This is a genomic window from Streptomyces colwelliae, assembly GCF_048158785.1.
Lineage (GTDB): Bacteria > Actinomycetota > Actinomycetes > Streptomycetales > Streptomycetaceae > Streptomyces.
Map to the genome: position 1 here is coordinate 1 of NZ_JBLTJC010000256.1, position 15,191 is coordinate 15,191.

The 15,191-nt window shown below is 68.0% G+C and carries 19 protein-coding genes, 1 tRNA gene and 1 pseudogene; 20 read left to right on the forward strand and 1 reads right to left on the reverse strand.

The features are described 5' to 3' along the window. From ACNFOC_RS37280 to ACNFOC_RS37375, 20 genes are all read left to right on the forward strand, one after another. Positions 1-1,284: S1C family serine protease (locus ACNFOC_RS37280; protein ID WP_416963455.1), on the forward strand; the 1,284-nt coding region annotated here is incomplete at its 5' end. Positions 1,285-1,495: 211 nt separating this feature from the next. Continuing rightward, positions 1,496-2,113 (forward strand): RNA polymerase sigma factor, encoded by a 618-nt coding sequence (locus ACNFOC_RS37285; RefSeq protein ID WP_416963456.1) that lies wholly within the window; start codon positions 1,496-1,498, stop codon positions 2,111-2,113. Beyond that, complete coding sequence (locus ACNFOC_RS37290) at positions 2,106-3,062, forward strand: CU044_5270 family protein (RefSeq protein WP_416963457.1); 957 nt, start codon at positions 2,106-2,108, stop codon at positions 3,060-3,062. Before ACNFOC_RS37285 ends, ACNFOC_RS37290 begins: the two co-directional genes overlap by 8 nt. Positions 3,063-3,179: 117 nt before the next feature. After that, positions 3,180-4,043, forward strand: a complete 864-nt coding sequence (locus ACNFOC_RS37295) for a GNAT family N-acetyltransferase (RefSeq protein WP_416963458.1) — start codon at positions 3,180-3,182, stop codon at positions 4,041-4,043. 93 nt (positions 4,044-4,136) lie between these two features. Then, positions 4,137-4,223 (forward strand) — tRNA-Ser (locus ACNFOC_RS37300). A gap of 249 nt (positions 4,224-4,472) precedes the next feature. After that, a complete protein-coding gene (locus ACNFOC_RS37305) occupies positions 4,473-4,964 on the forward strand; it encodes a hypothetical protein (RefSeq protein ID WP_416963459.1) in 492 nt (163 codons plus the stop codon). 1,267 nt (positions 4,965-6,231) lie between these two features. Next, positions 6,232-6,843: a nuclease-related domain-containing protein gene (locus ACNFOC_RS37310; protein WP_416963460.1), complete on the forward strand. Its 612-nt coding sequence runs from the start codon at positions 6,232-6,234 to the stop codon at positions 6,841-6,843. Positions 6,844-6,894: 51 nt separating this feature from the next. Further along, the gene (locus tag ACNFOC_RS37315; protein WP_416963461.1) at positions 6,895-7,314 is read left to right on the forward strand and encodes a TIGR03668 family PPOX class F420-dependent oxidoreductase; all 420 of its coding nucleotides are present in this window, start codon (positions 6,895-6,897) and stop codon (positions 7,312-7,314) included. Between the two features lie 55 nt (positions 7,315-7,369). Then, on the forward strand, positions 7,370-8,140 hold the full coding sequence (locus ACNFOC_RS37320; RefSeq protein WP_405992138.1) for a GntR family transcriptional regulator: 771 nt from the start codon (positions 7,370-7,372) through the stop codon (positions 8,138-8,140). Between the two features lie 165 nt (positions 8,141-8,305). Continuing rightward, positions 8,306-8,635, forward strand: a complete 330-nt coding sequence (locus ACNFOC_RS37325; RefSeq protein WP_416963462.1) for an SCO3933 family regulatory protein — start codon at positions 8,306-8,308, stop codon at positions 8,633-8,635. Positions 8,636-8,637: 2 nt separating this feature from the next. Further along, positions 8,638-9,969, forward strand: coding sequence for an FtsK/SpoIIIE domain-containing protein (locus tag ACNFOC_RS37330; RefSeq protein ID WP_416963463.1), 1,332 nt, complete (start codon positions 8,638-8,640; stop codon positions 9,967-9,969). A 97-nt stretch (positions 9,970-10,066) separates the two neighbouring features. Next, the gene (locus ACNFOC_RS37335; RefSeq protein ID WP_416963464.1) at positions 10,067-10,237 is read left to right on the forward strand and encodes a hypothetical protein; all 171 of its coding nucleotides are present in this window, start codon (positions 10,067-10,069) and stop codon (positions 10,235-10,237) included. 76 nt (positions 10,238-10,313) lie between these two features. Beyond that, the gene (locus tag ACNFOC_RS37340) at positions 10,314-10,952 is read left to right on the forward strand and encodes a DUF2637 domain-containing protein (RefSeq protein WP_416963465.1); all 639 of its coding nucleotides are present in this window, start codon (positions 10,314-10,316) and stop codon (positions 10,950-10,952) included. 19 nt (positions 10,953-10,971) lie between these two features. Beyond that, the gene (locus tag ACNFOC_RS37345; RefSeq protein ID WP_416963466.1) at positions 10,972-11,157 is read left to right on the forward strand and encodes a mobile element transfer protein; all 186 of its coding nucleotides are present in this window, start codon (positions 10,972-10,974) and stop codon (positions 11,155-11,157) included. 18 nt (positions 11,158-11,175) lie between these two features. Beyond that, complete coding sequence (locus ACNFOC_RS37350) at positions 11,176-11,457, forward strand: hypothetical protein (RefSeq protein ID WP_416963467.1); 282 nt, start codon at positions 11,176-11,178, stop codon at positions 11,455-11,457. Positions 11,458-11,550: 93 nt separating this feature from the next. Next, positions 11,551-11,736, forward strand: a complete 186-nt coding sequence (locus tag ACNFOC_RS37355; protein WP_416963468.1) for a hypothetical protein — start codon at positions 11,551-11,553, stop codon at positions 11,734-11,736. Between the two features lie 5 nt (positions 11,737-11,741). Continuing rightward, a complete protein-coding gene (locus ACNFOC_RS37360; protein ID WP_416963470.1) occupies positions 11,742-11,951 on the forward strand; it encodes a hypothetical protein in 210 nt (69 codons plus the stop codon). 4 nt (positions 11,952-11,955) lie between these two features. After that, the gene (gene repSA / locus ACNFOC_RS37365; RefSeq protein ID WP_416963471.1) at positions 11,956-13,353 is read left to right on the forward strand and encodes a replication initiator protein RepSA; all 1,398 of its coding nucleotides are present in this window, start codon (positions 11,956-11,958) and stop codon (positions 13,351-13,353) included. Continuing rightward, complete coding sequence (locus tag ACNFOC_RS37370; protein WP_416963472.1) at positions 13,347-13,565, forward strand: excisionase family DNA-binding protein; 219 nt, start codon at positions 13,347-13,349, stop codon at positions 13,563-13,565. The genes repSA and ACNFOC_RS37370 overlap by 7 nt, the downstream gene beginning before the upstream one ends. Further along, entirely contained in the window at positions 13,565-14,743 is a 1,179-nt protein-coding gene (locus tag ACNFOC_RS37375; RefSeq protein ID WP_416963473.1) for a tyrosine-type recombinase/integrase, read from the forward strand. The genes ACNFOC_RS37370 and ACNFOC_RS37375 overlap by 1 nt, the downstream gene beginning before the upstream one ends. 200 nt (positions 14,744-14,943) lie before the next feature. Here ACNFOC_RS37375 and ACNFOC_RS37380 read toward each other — a convergent pair. Further along, positions 14,944-15,191, reverse strand: a pseudogene (locus ACNFOC_RS37380) (bifunctional DNA primase/polymerase); the annotation flags it as partial.

A 15,191-nucleotide genomic window follows, 5' to 3' on the forward strand; every position in this document is an offset into this window, starting at 1 on the left:
CCCGCCACCCCGTCGTACGCCGACGGAGGCGCGGGCACAGGCGCGTACGGCGGCGAGGGCGTCGGCGGATACGGCGGCGACACGGCCGCCGGCGCGGGTGGGTACGGAGGCGACGGCTGGGGCACCCCGTACCAGCAGCCCGCGCCCAAGAAGCGCGGTGGCGGACGCGGCGGCCTGATCGCCGCGGTGCTGATCGCCGCGCTGGTCGCCGGCGGCCTGGGCGGCGGCATCGGCTACACGCTGGCCAAGGACAACGACAACAACAGCAACTCCACCACCGTCTCCGCCGACACCGGCAGCAGCGCCTCCGTGAAGCGCAGCCCGGGCACCATCGCGGCGGTCGCCGCCAAGTCCCTGCCCAGCACGGTCACCATCGAGGCCGAGAGCACCAGCGGCGAGGGCGGCACCGGCACGGGCTTCGTGTTCGACACCCAGGGCCACATCGTCACCAACAACCACGTCGTCGCCGACGCGGTCGACGGCGGCAAGCTCACGGCGACCTTCCCGGACGGCAAGAAGTACGACGCCGAGATCGTCGGCCACGCCCAGGGCTACGACGTCGCGGTCATCAAGCTGAAGGATGCCCCCAGCAACCTGAAGCCGCTCGCCCTCGGCGACTCGGACAAGGTGGCCGTCGGCGACGAGACGATCGCCATCGGCGCCCCCTTCGGCCTGTCCAACACGGTGACCACGGGCATCATCAGCGCCAAGAACCGCCCGGTGGCCTCCAGCGACGGCAGCTCCACCAGCAAGGCGTCGTACATGAGCGCCTTGCAGACCGACGCCTCGATCAACCCCGGCAACTCGGGCGGCCCGCTGCTCGACGCCCAGGGCTCGGTCATCGGCATCAACTCCGCGATCCAGTCGACCAGCAGCGGCGGCCTCGGCTCCACCAGCCAGTCCGGCTCGATCGGCCTGGGCTTCGCCATCCCGATCAACCAGGCGAAGTACGTCGCCCAGCAGCTGATCAAGACCGGCAAGCCGGTGTACGCCAAGATCGGCGCCTCCGTCTCCCTGGAGGACAGCACCGCCGGCGCGACGATCACCGCCGAGGGAGTCAGCGGCGCCTCCTCGGTGGAGGCCGGCGGCCCCGCGGCCAAGGCGGGTCTCAAGGCCGGCGACGTCATCGTCAAGCTCGACGACTCGGTGATCGACAGCGGCCCGACCCTCATCGGCGAGATCTGGACCCACAAGCCGGGCGACAAGGTCAAGATCACGTACAAGCGCGGCGGTACGGAGCACACGACCGACCTGACTCTCGGGTCGAGGGTCGGCGACAGCTGACGCGGCTGACACAGCTGATGCGGCTGGCACAGCTGACGTAGCGTCATATGGTCGGCCGATCGGGCCGGGCGAGGACCTCCTCGCCCGGCCCGATCGTTTTGTGCCCTCCACGCGTGCGTGCACCACGAGGGAACCGGATTCCTCCCTGCGGCGAAGTACGGGTGAAAGCCCAGTCTTCATCAGCGTGTTCGCATCGACGAGAGGAGCCCCGATGACCGTCGGACCAGGCGTCAGGGTGGGGCAGGACAGCGACGCCTCGGTGATCGAACGGTCGTGGGATGAGCCCGAGGCATTCGCCGTGCTCTTCGACCGCCATGCCGACTCGGTGCACCGTTACGCGGCGCGCCGGCTCGGTACGGAGGTCGCCGAGGACCTGATGGCGGAGACGTTCACCACCGCGTTCCAGCAGCGCTTCCGGTACAACACGGAACTGGCCGACGCCCGCCCGTGGTTGTTCGGCATCGCGACCAACCTCATAGGCCGGCACCGGCGCGCCGAGGCCCGACGGCTGAAGGCGATCGGCCGGCTGCCGACGGCCGCACCCGCCGCCGGCGCTGAGGACACCGTCGCCGACCGGGTGGCCGCGAAGGTCAGCGCACAGGCCGTACGGGGCGAACTGGCCCTGGCCATGGCCCGGTTGCCCGCCAGGCACCGGGACGTGCTGCTGCTGGTCGCCTGGGCCGACCTCGGCTACGAGGAGGTCGCGCGCGCCCTGGAGATACCGGTGGGGACGGTCCGGTCACGGCTGCACAGGGCTCGCAGAAAACTTCGCGACGCATTGGGCGGATCCGATCCGACAGCCTTCCGAGAGGAATCCGACGATGAGTGAACCGAGAAACGAACTCCACCTCCTGAGGGAGTGGGACGCGGACACACCCCCGCTCACGGACCCCGCACGCGCGCGTGCCCGCTTCCGCCTCCACCAGGCGATGCTCCAGCCCACCACCCTCGCCCCCGCGACCGTACGACGCCGTCCGGTCCTGCGGATGGCGGTGGCGGGCGTCGCGGCCGCCGCGGTGGCCACGAGCGTCGTGATCGCCGAGCACGACAACGAGTCCTCACCCCGCACCCAGCCGGTGAGCGCGAGCACCGTGCTGCACGGCGCGGCGGCCGAGGAACGCCGCCTGGAGAAGCCGATCGCCCCGCGCGACGACCAGTTCATCTACACGAAGGAGATCATCAAGGAGACCCCGACCAAGGGCGGCCGGACCAGGACGTACGTCGACGAGAGCTGGAACTCGGTCGACGGCTCCAAGAAGTCCTACGTCAGCGAACTGGGCCACAAGCAATGGGTCCCGGTGTTCGTTCCGGGCCAGAGCACCTGGCCGCCGACCAAGTGGACCGACCTCGAGCAACTGCCCACCGATCCGCGCAAGTTGGTGATCACCCTGCGGGACATGGGCGGAAAGCCGGACTACAGCAAGCCGATGAAGGCCGCCGACTGGCCGATGACCCAGGTCTTCGTCTCCGGTCTGCTCCGCGCCCCCGTCCTGCCGAAGGGGCTGCGCTCCGCGGCCTACGAGGCGCTCGCCGCCGTCCCCGGCATGAAGGTCCTGCCCCACCAGAAGGACGTCGACGGGCGCGTGGGCGTCGGCATCCAGTACATGGGACCCGCCGGGACCCCCTGGGCACACGGCGGCCCGGTCATGGTCTTCGACGCGAAGACGTACCGGTACCTCGGCATGCACGATCGGCGCACGGCGGGCGGGACGAGGTACGAGCAGTGGACGTACATCGCCGCGAGCGCCGTGGTGGACCGGGTGATGCAGCGGCCGTAGTGAGGTGACGTGAAGGTGGGCAGGGGTGCCGCGCACGAGGCGGCATCCCTGTTCCACACAGGGAGTTGGTGGGGAAGAACCACAGACGTGGGCCCGAGGCATGGGAAACCATGAACCATGCGACCGGACGACTGGTACCTCACCGAAGACCTGGACGACTTCCTCGCCGGAGGCGGGGACTTCCTGCGCTCGCGCCCCGCCCTGCACACCACGCCGTTGACGGTGATGGAGAGACTGCGAACGCGCGGGTCGGCCCAATACGGCGACGGAGCCGTCCTGTTCGGCCGACTGGAACGGGCGGGCAGGGTCGACGCCACCTTCTACCGCCTCCCGTCCCGCGGCCTGGCACCCACCTCCCTCACCCCCGAGCAGGCCGACACCCTCGCCGCCCGCCTGGCGGACCTCGGGCACCCGCTGCCCTACGTCACCGCGGACCAGAGCACCGCGACCGCGTTCGCGGAGGCATGGCGGCGGCACACGGGCGCGACGTCCGCACTCCGCGTCCGGCTCCACCTGTACCGCCTCGGCACACTCACCCCGCAGGAGCCGGCCCCGGAGGGCCGAGGTCGGGTCGCGTGCTCGGAGGACCACGCCCAAGTCGTCCACTGGTGCCGCGAGTTCGCCACCGCCGTCGACGAAGTCCTCCCCGACTCCTGGGCCGACACCCGCTTCGCGGACAAGCACTTCACGTTCTGGGAGACCCCGGACGGCACTCCGGTCTCCATCGCGGGCTCGACCTCGAAGATCGGCGGCATGGTCCGCGTGGACCCCGTCTACACCCCGGCCCACCTCCGGGGCCGCGGCTACGCCGGCGCCGTGACGGCCGAGGTGACCAGAGCCGCGCTGGCCACGGGCGCCACGGACGTCGTCCTCTTCACGGACCCGGGCAACCCCACCAGCAACGCCCTCTACCAACGCCTCGGGTACGTCCGGATCACCGACTGGGCCGTGTACGACTTCTCGGGTGCGGCGCCGGAGTAACAGCGCCAGGTCGCCGAAGGAGGACCACGCACCCCGCGAACCGCGCGATCCCGGTACGCTGTACCCGCTCCGTCCCTGGTGGGCGTGTGCGCAGGTGGGTTGCCCGAGCGGCCTAAGGGAACGGTCTTGAAAACCGTCGTCGCAGCGATGTGACCGTGGGTTCAAATCCCACACCCACCGCAGGTGAATGGCCCCTGACCAGGTAGTTCGGTCATGGGCCATTCTCGTGCGCGTCGTCCGTCAATCACTGTGGTTCCCCGTCAGTTACCGGCCGATCGGGCACGGCAGGGGCACGGGACCTTTCTGATCCGTAGCTCAAACAAGATCGGGTGTTGAGGGTCGGCCCCAGGGTGGTCCGAGTCGCTTCTTCGTCCTCTGATGTCACTGCCGAGTCTTAGGCTGTTGACAGTCATAGGTACGCAGCGAACGGTGAAGGGCACGCAGTTGGAGTCATGGCTTACGCCGCTCCTCGGGGGCATCGGCGTTGTGGCGGCTGCCGCAGCGGGACCGTTGGTCACAGGTATCGTCCAGAACCGTCGCGACGCTCGACTCATCGCTGACCTCGAACGCAACTGGGTGTTGCTAGACAAGCTGCGAGCTGGGCCGCCGGGTCAGTGGACTCACGAGATTGCTCAGCTGAACGTCCTGATCAGGAGTCAGCTTGGAGCAGTCGCGTCCAGGCAAACCCGATACGTGGCGCATCGGCGGAACTGGGCGAGTTTGGGTGCCCTGTTCATGATCTTGGTGATCGCATTTCCGCTGCTCTGGTTGCTTGTTCTTCCCGGGGTCTGGTGGTCATGGTCTGTGTTCGCTGTCTTGCTCGCCGTTGTGGTGTGCCTCTGCGTCATCGGCCTACAGCAGACGTTCAACCCGCCAGATGAACCTGCCCCGGAAGGCTCTGCAACTGGCGGTCAGGCCTGATCTGACTTAGCGTGATCATTTTCATTTCAACTCTCTTTGCTCACAAGGGAGTTGGGGCGAATCGATGTTTCACGTGAAACCAACCACTTGGTGCGCTTGCCCACGGGTCGGAGGAGAGAGTTTGAGGTCTGGTGATCTGTGGGGCGAGAGCATGAAAGGGGGCAATTACACTTGATCCAATGGAGAGGGTCATTGATCCTCACCGTGCGAAGCAGGCACTCGGCCCCCTTTCTTGCTCTCGGAGGGGCCCCGCAGGTCACCAGACCTTAAAGTCTCGGAGTGACCTCCCCAGCCAGCACGGTCCCTTCCCGCCACGGCCCGCAGCGTCCAACGAAGCCCTCAGCCGTCGCGCACCTGCTTGTGGGGTCAAAGCGTCTGTTGGTCTGTGCCGGATCATGCAAGTAACCCTGTGGGCAGTGCCGTCTTCCCCAAGGTCGGGCCTGGTGGTGTGGGCCATGGGTGGGGAATCAGGCTCGGTCCGGTGCATCGGCCCTTGGCGGGATCGGAGTGTGAAGCGTGATCACCCCGGGGCATCGAAGGTGGCGCGGGGCCGAGGCCGGGGCGGCGCGCAGCCGTAGGCGGGAGCGCAGCCCCGGCCCCGAGCCGCGCGCCGGCCCGCAGTGCGGGCCGGGGGTGTGTGATCAACGCAGCGACGGTCGAAAGCCAGCAGGGACAGCGCGACCGGATGGCCGAAGGGCCAAGAGCCCCCGCCGCTGTCCCGTGCCGCTGTGGGCCTGCGACCCAAGGGGGTTGAGACGGAAGCCCTGAGGGGCTGTGAAGCATGGGGAAGCTGAGGAACCTTACGGTTGCTGTCAAGTCCTGTTATCCCAAGTGCGCGACGGCTGAGGGCTTCGTTGGACGCTGCGGGCCGTGGTGGCGGGACCGCCCTCCCCCGCCCAACGGGCGGGGCTTGATGAGGTAGAGAAACCTGTAACAACCCTCGACGGCGCGCGAGTTGATGACCGGATGCCTTCTTGCCGTTCGGCGCGAGAGTTGGTCCCATCACGATGATGCGGCGTCGTCGGCGGGGGTGGGAATGCCTGGCTTAGTGGTCAAGCACTGGACGCGTCATGGGCACGATCGGCTCTACGTAGCCACCGAGAGTGGCGACACCGTTGCCTGGTACGACTGCAAGTCCGGCCACCTCAAAGTGCTTCAGGCGTCGTACCGAGATCAGGTACTGGATGCTTTGGCGCCTCATCTGGCGGGCCCCTCGTCTCCTGTTTCGGTCGCGTCGCCTTCGACGGCCGCGCTACCTCCCCTGCCCGTGACCGACGATCTCGCCGCGAACCGCCCCGGTGACTCGCTCCTCCCTCAACTGAAGGGAGCGCCAACCTGGCTGAACAGGCAAATGATGCGGCTGTGGCGTCAGAGCGATGACAGTGACTCTTGGCGGAAGGGTGTTGCTGGGGAACGGATCGCCGGCGCCAAGCTCGATCGACTCAAGAGGCGCGGCTGGCATCCGCTCCACTCCATACCCCTGCCGAGCGGAGCAGACATCGATCACTTACTGATCGGACCTGGTGGCGTCTTCTGCCTGAACACCAAGTACTTCCGCAACGCCCGTGTCTGGGTGGGCGACAGCGCGGTGAAGGTGAATGGCGGTCGAGGGCACCCGTACGTCCGCAACAGCCGTCATGAGGGCAGCAGGGCGTCAGCGGTGCTGACTAGAGCTTGCGGCTTCCCGGTGAAGGTGGCTCCGGTGCTGGTCTTCGTCTCTGCCGCCAACATCGCGGTGGCCCAGTCCCTGGGTGATGTCAAAGTGATCAAGGATCGAGAGATCTCGTCGTTCCGGCGACAAGTAGGGGTACTCAGGCCGGAGGAGATCGAGTTCGTCTACGCCGTCGCTCGCGATCGCCGAACCTGGCTCGGCTCATGATCGAGCTGAACGAGCCCCGCCTTTGTCCGCCCGGCTGGATACGGTGACCACATGAAGCTTGCTTCTGCTGATGCTCGTAAAAGGTTCGCTTCGTCGCCGGTCGCACGGCTGGCGACTGCTGGCGCTGACGGTGTTCCCCACGTCGTACCGATCACGTTCGCGATCAGTGACGATGCCGTGTTCTTCGCAATTGATCACAAGCCCAAGACTTCATGGAACCTTCGGCGGCTCCGGAACATCCGAGAGAATCCGCACGTGGCGGTCCTTGTCGATCACTACGGCCCCGACTGGTCCACACTCTGGTGGTCAAGAGGCGACGGTCAAGCGGAGGTCTGGGATAGCGGCGACGATCGGCTAAAGGCCGTTGAACTGCTGCAAGACAAATACGAGCAGTACCGCGATCACCCCCCTGAGGGGCCTGTCGTGATCGTCCGTGTCGAGCACTGGAGCGGGTGGGCGTTCACTGAGTGACGCTGTCAGTGCGGTCACGTAGGCTAGCTTGCATAGCCAAGTCGAGGTGACCCAAATGCCCGAGAAAGATCTTCCTACCTACAGGAAGATTGCGGATGAGCTTCGCGCATTGATCCTTTCTGGAGGCCTACCTCCGGGCGAGAAGCTGCGCTCAGAGAACGAACTCAAAGATCAGTACGACACGACGCGCGTCACGGTACGCAAGGCTCTGGCACTGCTCAAAGCTGACGGCTTGCTGATCAGCGAACAGGGGCGCGGGGTGTTCGTCCGTCCCCGCCCGAACGTCCAGATGCTCACCACGGGGGCGAACTTCAGGGAGCGCCGGCAGACCGGTGTGAGCAACTTCAACGCCGAAGCCGCCGCGCAAGGACTTCGTCCCGAGCAGCGAATCCTGGAGGTCCGGACGTTGCCGGCTCCCGCCGAGATCGCATCACGGCTCGGGGTGGAAGAGGGGACATCCGTCATCGTTCGCCGGCGCGCGTTCTTCGTGAACGATGCACCCATGCAACTCGTCGACGGGTACTACCCCGCCGCACTGTTTGGCGGCACAGAGGTTGAAGAACCGCGCCGGATCCGTGGCGGCGTGAGCCGGCTGATCGAAGATCCCCAGGGGCCGGTGAAGCAGCGGATCGTCCAGTTCGTCGAAGACCTTGAGATCGGCATGCCGAGCCCTGCCGAGATCGACGCACTGAGCATCCCGCCAGGCGTGCCCCTGGCCCGCGTCTTCCGGACCGCACACACCGCCGCAGGTCAGGTGGTCGAAGTGCTCGATTCGCGCGTCCCGTGCGATCGACACGTCTTCCGGTACGTGATCGACGTTCCCTGACGCATCGGCGTGCGTGATCTCACCTAGAGGACCTTCGGGTCCTCTTTTTTTAACTACCCACTTGCATATCCAAGTTGAGGGTCCTACGGTGATGACACAGCTTGGATATACAAGCTGCCGTGAGTGGAGGGGCTCGAACTCTTCCGCCGTACAAGGGAGTGACGCATGCCGTCGTTCAAGATCGATGTTTCGACCGCCATGGTGTTCGTGGCGACCGCGCCGACGCCGAAGCTCGCCAACAAGCAGACCGGGGAGCGGGCCATGGACCGGGAGACCGGTGCGGGCCTGTCGACGGTGGGTCTGCTGATCTCGGACGAGGGAGAGGGCAACCTCTACCCGGTGACCGTTCCCGAGACGGGTATCCCGAGCGGCCTCACGCCCGGCACGCCGGTTCGGGTGATCGGCCTGAAGGCCCGCGACTGGGAGAACGAGTTCAACGGCCAGAAGCGCCACGGCATCTCGTTCCGCGCGGTTGCCCTCGCGCTGGAGGCCTGACCATGACGGACCTGGCGACCTGGCTGGAGGCCGGGACCATAGCGGCCGGCGCCGGTGGCCTCGGCTACGCCAAGTACAACGTCCCGCGCGTGTACTGGTCGGTGGTGGGCCTGCCCCTCACGTGGGGCCGGTTCACCTGGACCTACCGGGACACGATGGAGGTCTGCGGGCTGACGGTGCAACCGTCCGGCTTCCGCGCCTTCGTCAAGCGGAACCTGGCCCGTGCCGAGGTGCGGCCGGTGCCGCCGAAGGTCCGCCGTGTGCGGGGTACCTCGACCGGTCTGCGGGTCACTCTCCGGCTTCCGGCCGGCCTGGAGCCCGCTGACCTCGCCGCGTCCTCCGAGCGTCTGCGCCATGCGTGGGGCGTGCGGTCGGTGATCGTGCGGGAGACCAAGCCCGGCTATGTGGAGTTGCGGATGACCGGGTGGGACGTGCTGCGCCGGGTCAAGCTGCCGCGCAAGGCTCAGCCGCGTGACCTGGTCGTTCCGGTCGCGCTGCGGGAGGACGGCACCGTGTTCGTGCGGGACTACCGCAAGGTGCCGCACGCCCTGACGCTGGGCGCGAACCAGTCCGGGAAGTCGATGTATCAGCGCAACCTGATCAAGGGGCTGGCTCAGTTGCCGGTCGGTCTGATCGGGATCGACTGCAAGCGCGGTGTGGAACTGGGCCGGTACGCGTCGCGTCTGTCGGCGCTGGTCACCGATCCTCAGTCGGCCGGGGACCTGATCGACGCGCTGGTCGGGGAGATGGAAGAGCGTTTCGACCTGCTCGCCCTGTACGGGGTCTCGGACCTGTGGGAACTGCCGGATGAGGTCCGGCCGGTGCCGCTGGTCGTGCTGGTCGACGAGATCGCGGAACTGTTCTTCGTGACCTCGAAGAAGGATGAGGCGGCCCGCGATCACACGGTCATGAACCTGGTGAGGCTGGGCCAGATGGCCCGCGCGATCGGCGTCTACCTGGAGGTGTGCGGGCAGCGCTTCGGCTCCGACCTGGGCAAGGGCGCGACCGCGCTCCGCGCTCAGCTCACCGGCCGGGTCGTGCACCGCGTCAACGACAAGCAGACCGCCGACATGGGGCTCGGCGACATCGCTCCGGATGCCGTGATGGCCGTGACCGCGATCGCCCCGGATCGCCCTGGGGTCGCGGTGGCCGGTGACACCTCCGGAGGCTGGTCCCGCATCCGCACCCCCGAGACCACCCCCGGCGAGACAGCGGCCGTGTGCCGCCAGTTCGCCGATCTCGCCCCGGACCTGCCGTTCCTGGCTCCGTTCCGGCCGGTCGGGCAGCTCTCCGTCCCGCCGATGCCGGCCGTGCCGCCGCTGGTTCAGCCCTAGCCGGTCACCGAGTAACACCCCTCGTTCCACGGTCGGCGTGACCGCTTCGCGCCGGGTCCCTACCCGCGCCATGCCCAAATCCGGAAGGAGAACGCTCATGGCCCTGCGCAAGACCGCGAAGCCGAAGGTCAAGCCGTGTCTGCCCTGCAAGGGCACCGGTGAGGTCTCCCGCATGGTCCTGGTCGGCCGCAAGCGCCGGGCGGTCGGACAGCAGACGGGCATCTGCCTGGGCTGTCTGGGTGCCGGCGAGATCCCCGCCGACGACTGAACTCGCCGGGGCCGGGCGGCCGGACACCGCTCCCCGCCCGCCCCCTGGCCCAACCCCTGTGAAGGAGGTGAAGACCGTGTCCCGCTCGATCCGCATGGATGCCGTACTCGTACAAGCCGTGATCGCCGGTGCCCTGTCCTTCTCTCACCTGCACGACCTGGCCCAAGCCGCCGGGCAGACCGGATGGAAGGCCTGGGCCTACCCGATCAGTGTCGACCTGTTGATGGTCGCCGCGTGGCGCCGGCTGCGGGCCCACCGCTCCGGACTGGCGTGGTGCTGGTTCGTGGTCGCGCTGGTCGCCTCGCTGGGGGCCAACATCGCCACGGCCGGTTTCCTCGACCTCGACAACCCGCCCGCCCTGCTCCGGCTCGGGGTCGCCGGCTGGCCTGCACTTGCCTTCCTCGGCGGCACCTTGCTTGCTCACGCACCTGCCGACCCCACCCCGGAACGGCAGCCGGAGCCCCGGCCCGCGCCGGTGATCGACCGCCCCGAGACCCCTGACCCGGCACCGGTGCCGGAGATTACTTCACCGGAGCCTGCACCGGCTCTCCCGGAGGCGGCCCCGGCCGTGCCCCCGGCGCTGGTCGATCACGCTCGCAAGATCGCGACCGAGTACCGCACCCGCACTGGTACCGCGATCGATACCGCCACCCTGCGCGCCCGGCTCGGCGTCCCCGAGGACCTCGCCGGCGCGATCGTCGCCCAACTCGCGTGATTCATAAGGAGGTTCAGCCATGTCCCGCCCGAACCGCTTCTTCAACGTGATCCGTATCGGCCCCGTCAGGGTCGGTTCCTTCAACAACGGCCGGGGCCAGACCAAGCACACCGCCGCCTGCACCGCCCCGGACTGCGGCTTCTCGACCGAGCACGACGACCGTTCCGCCGCCGAACTCACCGCCCGCACCCACAGGTGCACCTGACCAGAGAGGGACGGTCCGATGCAGTTACCCGAAGACCAGTGGCGCGCCGGTCACATCCCGGCCGACATCTACCGGCAGATCCCGCACGGTACCGACCTGCGCAAGGTCGTGATCGTGCAGGAAGCCCCGCGCTCCTACAAAGGCCCGATCGTCCTGACCTTGGTCATCGTCGCCGGCTCGATCGCCGTGCTCCTGGTGATCGCCTTCGTCGTCCAGGTCATCGCCGGTGCGGCCATCGCGGTCCTGTCGGCAAGCGGCGGAATCAGCTACACGATCAGCCGCAATAGCAAGCACAAGTAGCACCGCCCGGGGCGGCCTCAACCGCCAAGTTTCCGCCGCCCCGGACGGCTCGACCACTTCCCGATCTTCCGACCCGAAAGGGCTTCACTCATCATGCCTGTTCGTCTCCCGAACCGTCCGGTCTGCTACCACTGCGACGGCTTCCCCGTCGCCTCCGTCACCACCGGCACCCGTCACCGCGACGGCTCCCGCGTACTGCTCCGCGTCGTCTGCCCGGCCTGCGACGGCACCGGCCACGCCCTGCCGCTGCCCGCCGTGCTCGTGCCGGCCGGGAGGTGACCGCGATGTTCCGCAAGCTCCCCGCCGACCTCACCCCGACCGAGGACAGCCCCGGCCTGCGCGTGAAGACCGGTACTCGATACAGCCCCTCCCAGGGCGACTACCGGTGCGGCGGCTGCGGTGCTGAGGACCACGCCAACGGCGACACCGACGTCACGGCCCTGGTCGAGGACTACAGCGCCAACCACGGCCCCGCCCACCGGAAGGGTCGGTGAGCCCGTGACTGACACCGCCACCTTGGCGGGTCTCGACTCGGCCACCCTCGGCGACGTGCTGAGGGTGGCCGGTTCGGCCGACTTCGACCGTTGGCAAGAGCAGATCCGCCGTACCGGAGGCTGCTCTGACCCGATCCGGCTCGCCGGCGCCACGAAGACCATCGACCCGGCCACTAAGACGATCCTGTACGCCTACAGCACCGAGCACGAGCCCGGTGGCATGCTCCGGATCGCATGCGGCAACCGCCGTGCTTCCCGCTGCCCCGCGTGCGCCTGGACCTACGCCGGCGACACCTACCACCTCATCCGCGCCGGCCTCGTCGGCGACCCCGACAAGGGCACCCCATACACGATCCGCGACCACCCCCGCGTCTTCGCCACCCTCACCGCGCCCTCGTTCGGCCCCGTCCACAACCGCCCCGGCAACCGTGCCTGCCGCTGCGGACAACGCCACGGCGAGGACGCACCCGAACTCGGCACCCCGCTCGACTCGACGACGTACGACTACGCCGGCGCGGTGCTGTGGAACAACCATGCCTCCGACCTGTGGCGCTACTTCACGATCTACCTACGCCGCGAGATCGCCAAGCGGGCCGGCCTCACGCAGAAAGACGCTCGCGAACAGTCCCGCGTGGCGTTCGGCAAGGTCGCCGAGTACCAGAAGCGCGGTGCCATCCACTTCCACGCGGTGATTCGCTTCGACGGACCAGACGGGCCCGACAGTCCACCGCCGGCCTGGGCCACGCTCGACCTGCTCGATGGTGCGATTCGTGCCGCCGCTGCCCGCGTCGCGGTCGAGGTCGATCCGGCTGGGGATGAGCCGGCCCGCACGCTGGGCTGGGGCACGCAGCTCGACGTCCAGCCGATCGGCGCCTTCGGCCACGGGGAAGAGATCACGGAAGCGGCCGTGGCCTCCTACGTCGCGAAGTACGCCACGAAGGCGGCGGAGACCACAGGCACGGTCGACCGCCGTGTAGGCAACAAAGAGGCGCTGGTGCTGCTCGGCGTGCCCGACCACCCCCGCCGGCTGATCGAGGCGTGCTTGGACCTGCACGCGCTCTACCCGGACCGCAAGCTCCGGGACTGGGCTCACATGCTCGGCTTCCGGGGCCACTTCTCCACCAAGTCCCGCAGCTACTCGACCACCCTCGGCGCCCTGCGACAGGTCCGCGCCGACTACCGGGCGGCCCAACACCGCGAAGCCCTCGGCCTGCCCGACCCCGACGACAACCCGGAGGCAACCACGCTCACCTTCGCGCACTGGACCTACGCCGGCCACGGCTACACGCCCGGTGAGTCCTGGCTCGCCGCCAACATCCGTCGGGACATCCAACTCAACCGCGAGACCGCACGCGAAGCCCTCGCGGATCTGCCCGACCCGAGCTCAGAGGGGGAGTGGTGACTGTGGAACGGCTCCTCAACGTCCAAGAGGTCGCCGAACTCCTCGGCACGACTGTGCGGTTCTCGCGCCGGCTGATTGAAGAGCGGCGGATCACCTTCGTGAAGGTCGGGCGGCACGTTCGAATCCCTGAGCGGGCGATAGAGGCCTACGTAGCCGCGAACACCGTGGAACCGGTCGTCCTCCGACCGACAGGCCTTAGGAGGGCTGCCTGATGGCGGGGAAGCGCAAGTCTCGCCGGGGCTTCGGCAGGGTTCGGAAGTTGCCCTCAGGGCGGTATCAGGCTCGATACCCGGGGCCTGACGGTGTGTTGCGGCCTGCCGACCGCACGTTCGCCACGACTACGGACGCTGATCGGTGGCTGGCAAAGAAGCGCATCGAGATCGAAGACGGCCACTGGATCGATCCCGTCGAAGGACAGACGACGGTCCGGGACTGGTCGGCTCGTTGGCTGGCGGCCGTGTCACCGCAGCTCAAGCACAAGACACAGGCTTCGTACCGGTCGCTGATCAACTCACTGATCAACCCGGCGCTTGGAGACCGTGAGCTGTCGAGCCTGCGTCCGATCACCGTGACGGAGTGGGTCGCGCAGATGCGAACGAGGGGGCTCAGCCCGTCGCGCATCCGGCAGGCGTACCGAGTGCTGTCGCAGGTCATGGCCTCGGCGGTCGATAACGACCTGATCGCGCAGACACCTTGCAGGGGCGTGCGTCTACCTCGGATGCCGCAGACCGAGCCGCACATCCTGACGCCGCTCGAAGCCTCACGCGTCGTGCGGAATGCCGACAAGCCGCATGACCTGCTGATCGCGCTCCTGGCCTTCGCCGGCCTCCGGGTGGGTGAGGGCTTCGCACTGCGCCGCGATGATGTCGACGTCACGGGCGGCACGGTGCTGGTTGACGAGAACCTCGCTGAGGCGAACGGCGCCCTGGTCTTCGACACCCCGAAGTCCCACCAGAAGCGTCTACTGCGCGTGGCGCCCACCCTCGCGAAACGGCTCGGGAAGCACATGGAGACCCTGCCGGACGATGGCCGTGCGCTGCTGTTCACCACGGCTGCGGGCAAGCCTCTGCACTACAACCAGTGGCGCAAGGCTTACTTCGACCCCGCCGTGTTGGCGGCCGGCCTCACCGACGTCACTCCGCATGATCTCCGGGCCTCGCACGGGACTTGGGTAGCCGACAGGTACGGTGTCATGACGGCCGCTCACCGCCTCGGACACTCGAACGCGAGCGTGACCACTCGGCACTACGCCCGTCCGGTCGCCGGCCGCGATGACCAGGTGGCCGAAGCCTCGGACGCATGGGTCAACGGGCACGATCTCGACCCAGGGGCACGTAGCGGGCACGACGACGATGACGACGGCTTGGCGGGGGCGCTCGTACCCGTCTGACCTGCGGCGGAGACCTCACCGCTCGTGATCGGCGAAAGGTCTTGAAAACCGTCGTCGCAGCGATGTGACCGTGGGTTCAAATCCCACACCCACCGCAGGTGTTCGTAAGGGGTGTCCTCCATGGAGGACACCCCTTACGCGTGTCTGCCCTTACGGGTGTTGCGGGCCGGTCTTGCGGGCGATGTCCCGTCATCCGGGTTTTACGGGCGATGTCCCGTCATCCGGGCCGCCGACGCGATCGTCGCGCGCGCCTCCCTCTCCGACAGGCCCGTGCCCAGGGCCGCTTCGATCAGGGGGTCGATGAGGGCGGGGCCGATGTCGTTCTCGTAGGCGCGGCAGGCTGCCCAGAAGAGGCGGGTGTTGCGTTGGCCCTCGTGGGCGGCGAGGACGAACTGGACCAGGCCCTGGCCGTGTTGGCCGGTCGAGGTGGGGGTGGGGTGGTTCGTGC

Excerpts from the sequence above, each read along its gene's own strand:
- ACNFOC_RS37285 (WP_416963456.1), top strand. The coding sequence starts at position 1,496 with ATGACCGTCGGACCAGGCGTCAGGGTGGGGCAGGACAGCGACGCCTCG.
- ACNFOC_RS37290 (WP_416963457.1), top strand. The coding sequence starts at position 2,106 with ATGAGTGAACCGAGAAACGAACTCCACCTCCTGAGGGAGTGGGACGCG.
- ACNFOC_RS37295 (WP_416963458.1), top strand. The coding sequence starts at position 3,180 with ATGCGACCGGACGACTGGTACCTCACCGAAGACCTGGACGACTTCCTC.
- ACNFOC_RS37315 (WP_416963461.1), top strand. The coding sequence starts at position 6,895 with ATGAAGCTTGCTTCTGCTGATGCTCGTAAAAGGTTCGCTTCGTCGCCG.
- ACNFOC_RS37320 (WP_405992138.1), top strand. The coding sequence starts at position 7,370 with ATGCCCGAGAAAGATCTTCCTACCTACAGGAAGATTGCGGATGAGCTT.
- ACNFOC_RS37325 (WP_416963462.1), top strand. The coding sequence starts at position 8,306 with ATGCCGTCGTTCAAGATCGATGTTTCGACCGCCATGGTGTTCGTGGCG.
- ACNFOC_RS37330 (WP_416963463.1), top strand. The coding sequence starts at position 8,638 with ATGACGGACCTGGCGACCTGGCTGGAGGCCGGGACCATAGCGGCCGGC.
- ACNFOC_RS37335 (WP_416963464.1), top strand. The coding sequence starts at position 10,067 with ATGGCCCTGCGCAAGACCGCGAAGCCGAAGGTCAAGCCGTGTCTGCCC.
- ACNFOC_RS37345 (WP_416963466.1), top strand. The coding sequence starts at position 10,972 with ATGTCCCGCCCGAACCGCTTCTTCAACGTGATCCGTATCGGCCCCGTC.
- ACNFOC_RS37350 (WP_416963467.1), top strand. The coding sequence starts at position 11,176 with ATGCAGTTACCCGAAGACCAGTGGCGCGCCGGTCACATCCCGGCCGAC.
- ACNFOC_RS37355 (WP_416963468.1), top strand. The coding sequence starts at position 11,551 with ATGCCTGTTCGTCTCCCGAACCGTCCGGTCTGCTACCACTGCGACGGC.
- ACNFOC_RS37360 (WP_416963470.1), top strand. The coding sequence starts at position 11,742 with ATGTTCCGCAAGCTCCCCGCCGACCTCACCCCGACCGAGGACAGCCCC.
- ACNFOC_RS37375 (WP_416963473.1), top strand. The coding sequence starts at position 13,565 with ATGGCGGGGAAGCGCAAGTCTCGCCGGGGCTTCGGCAGGGTTCGGAAG.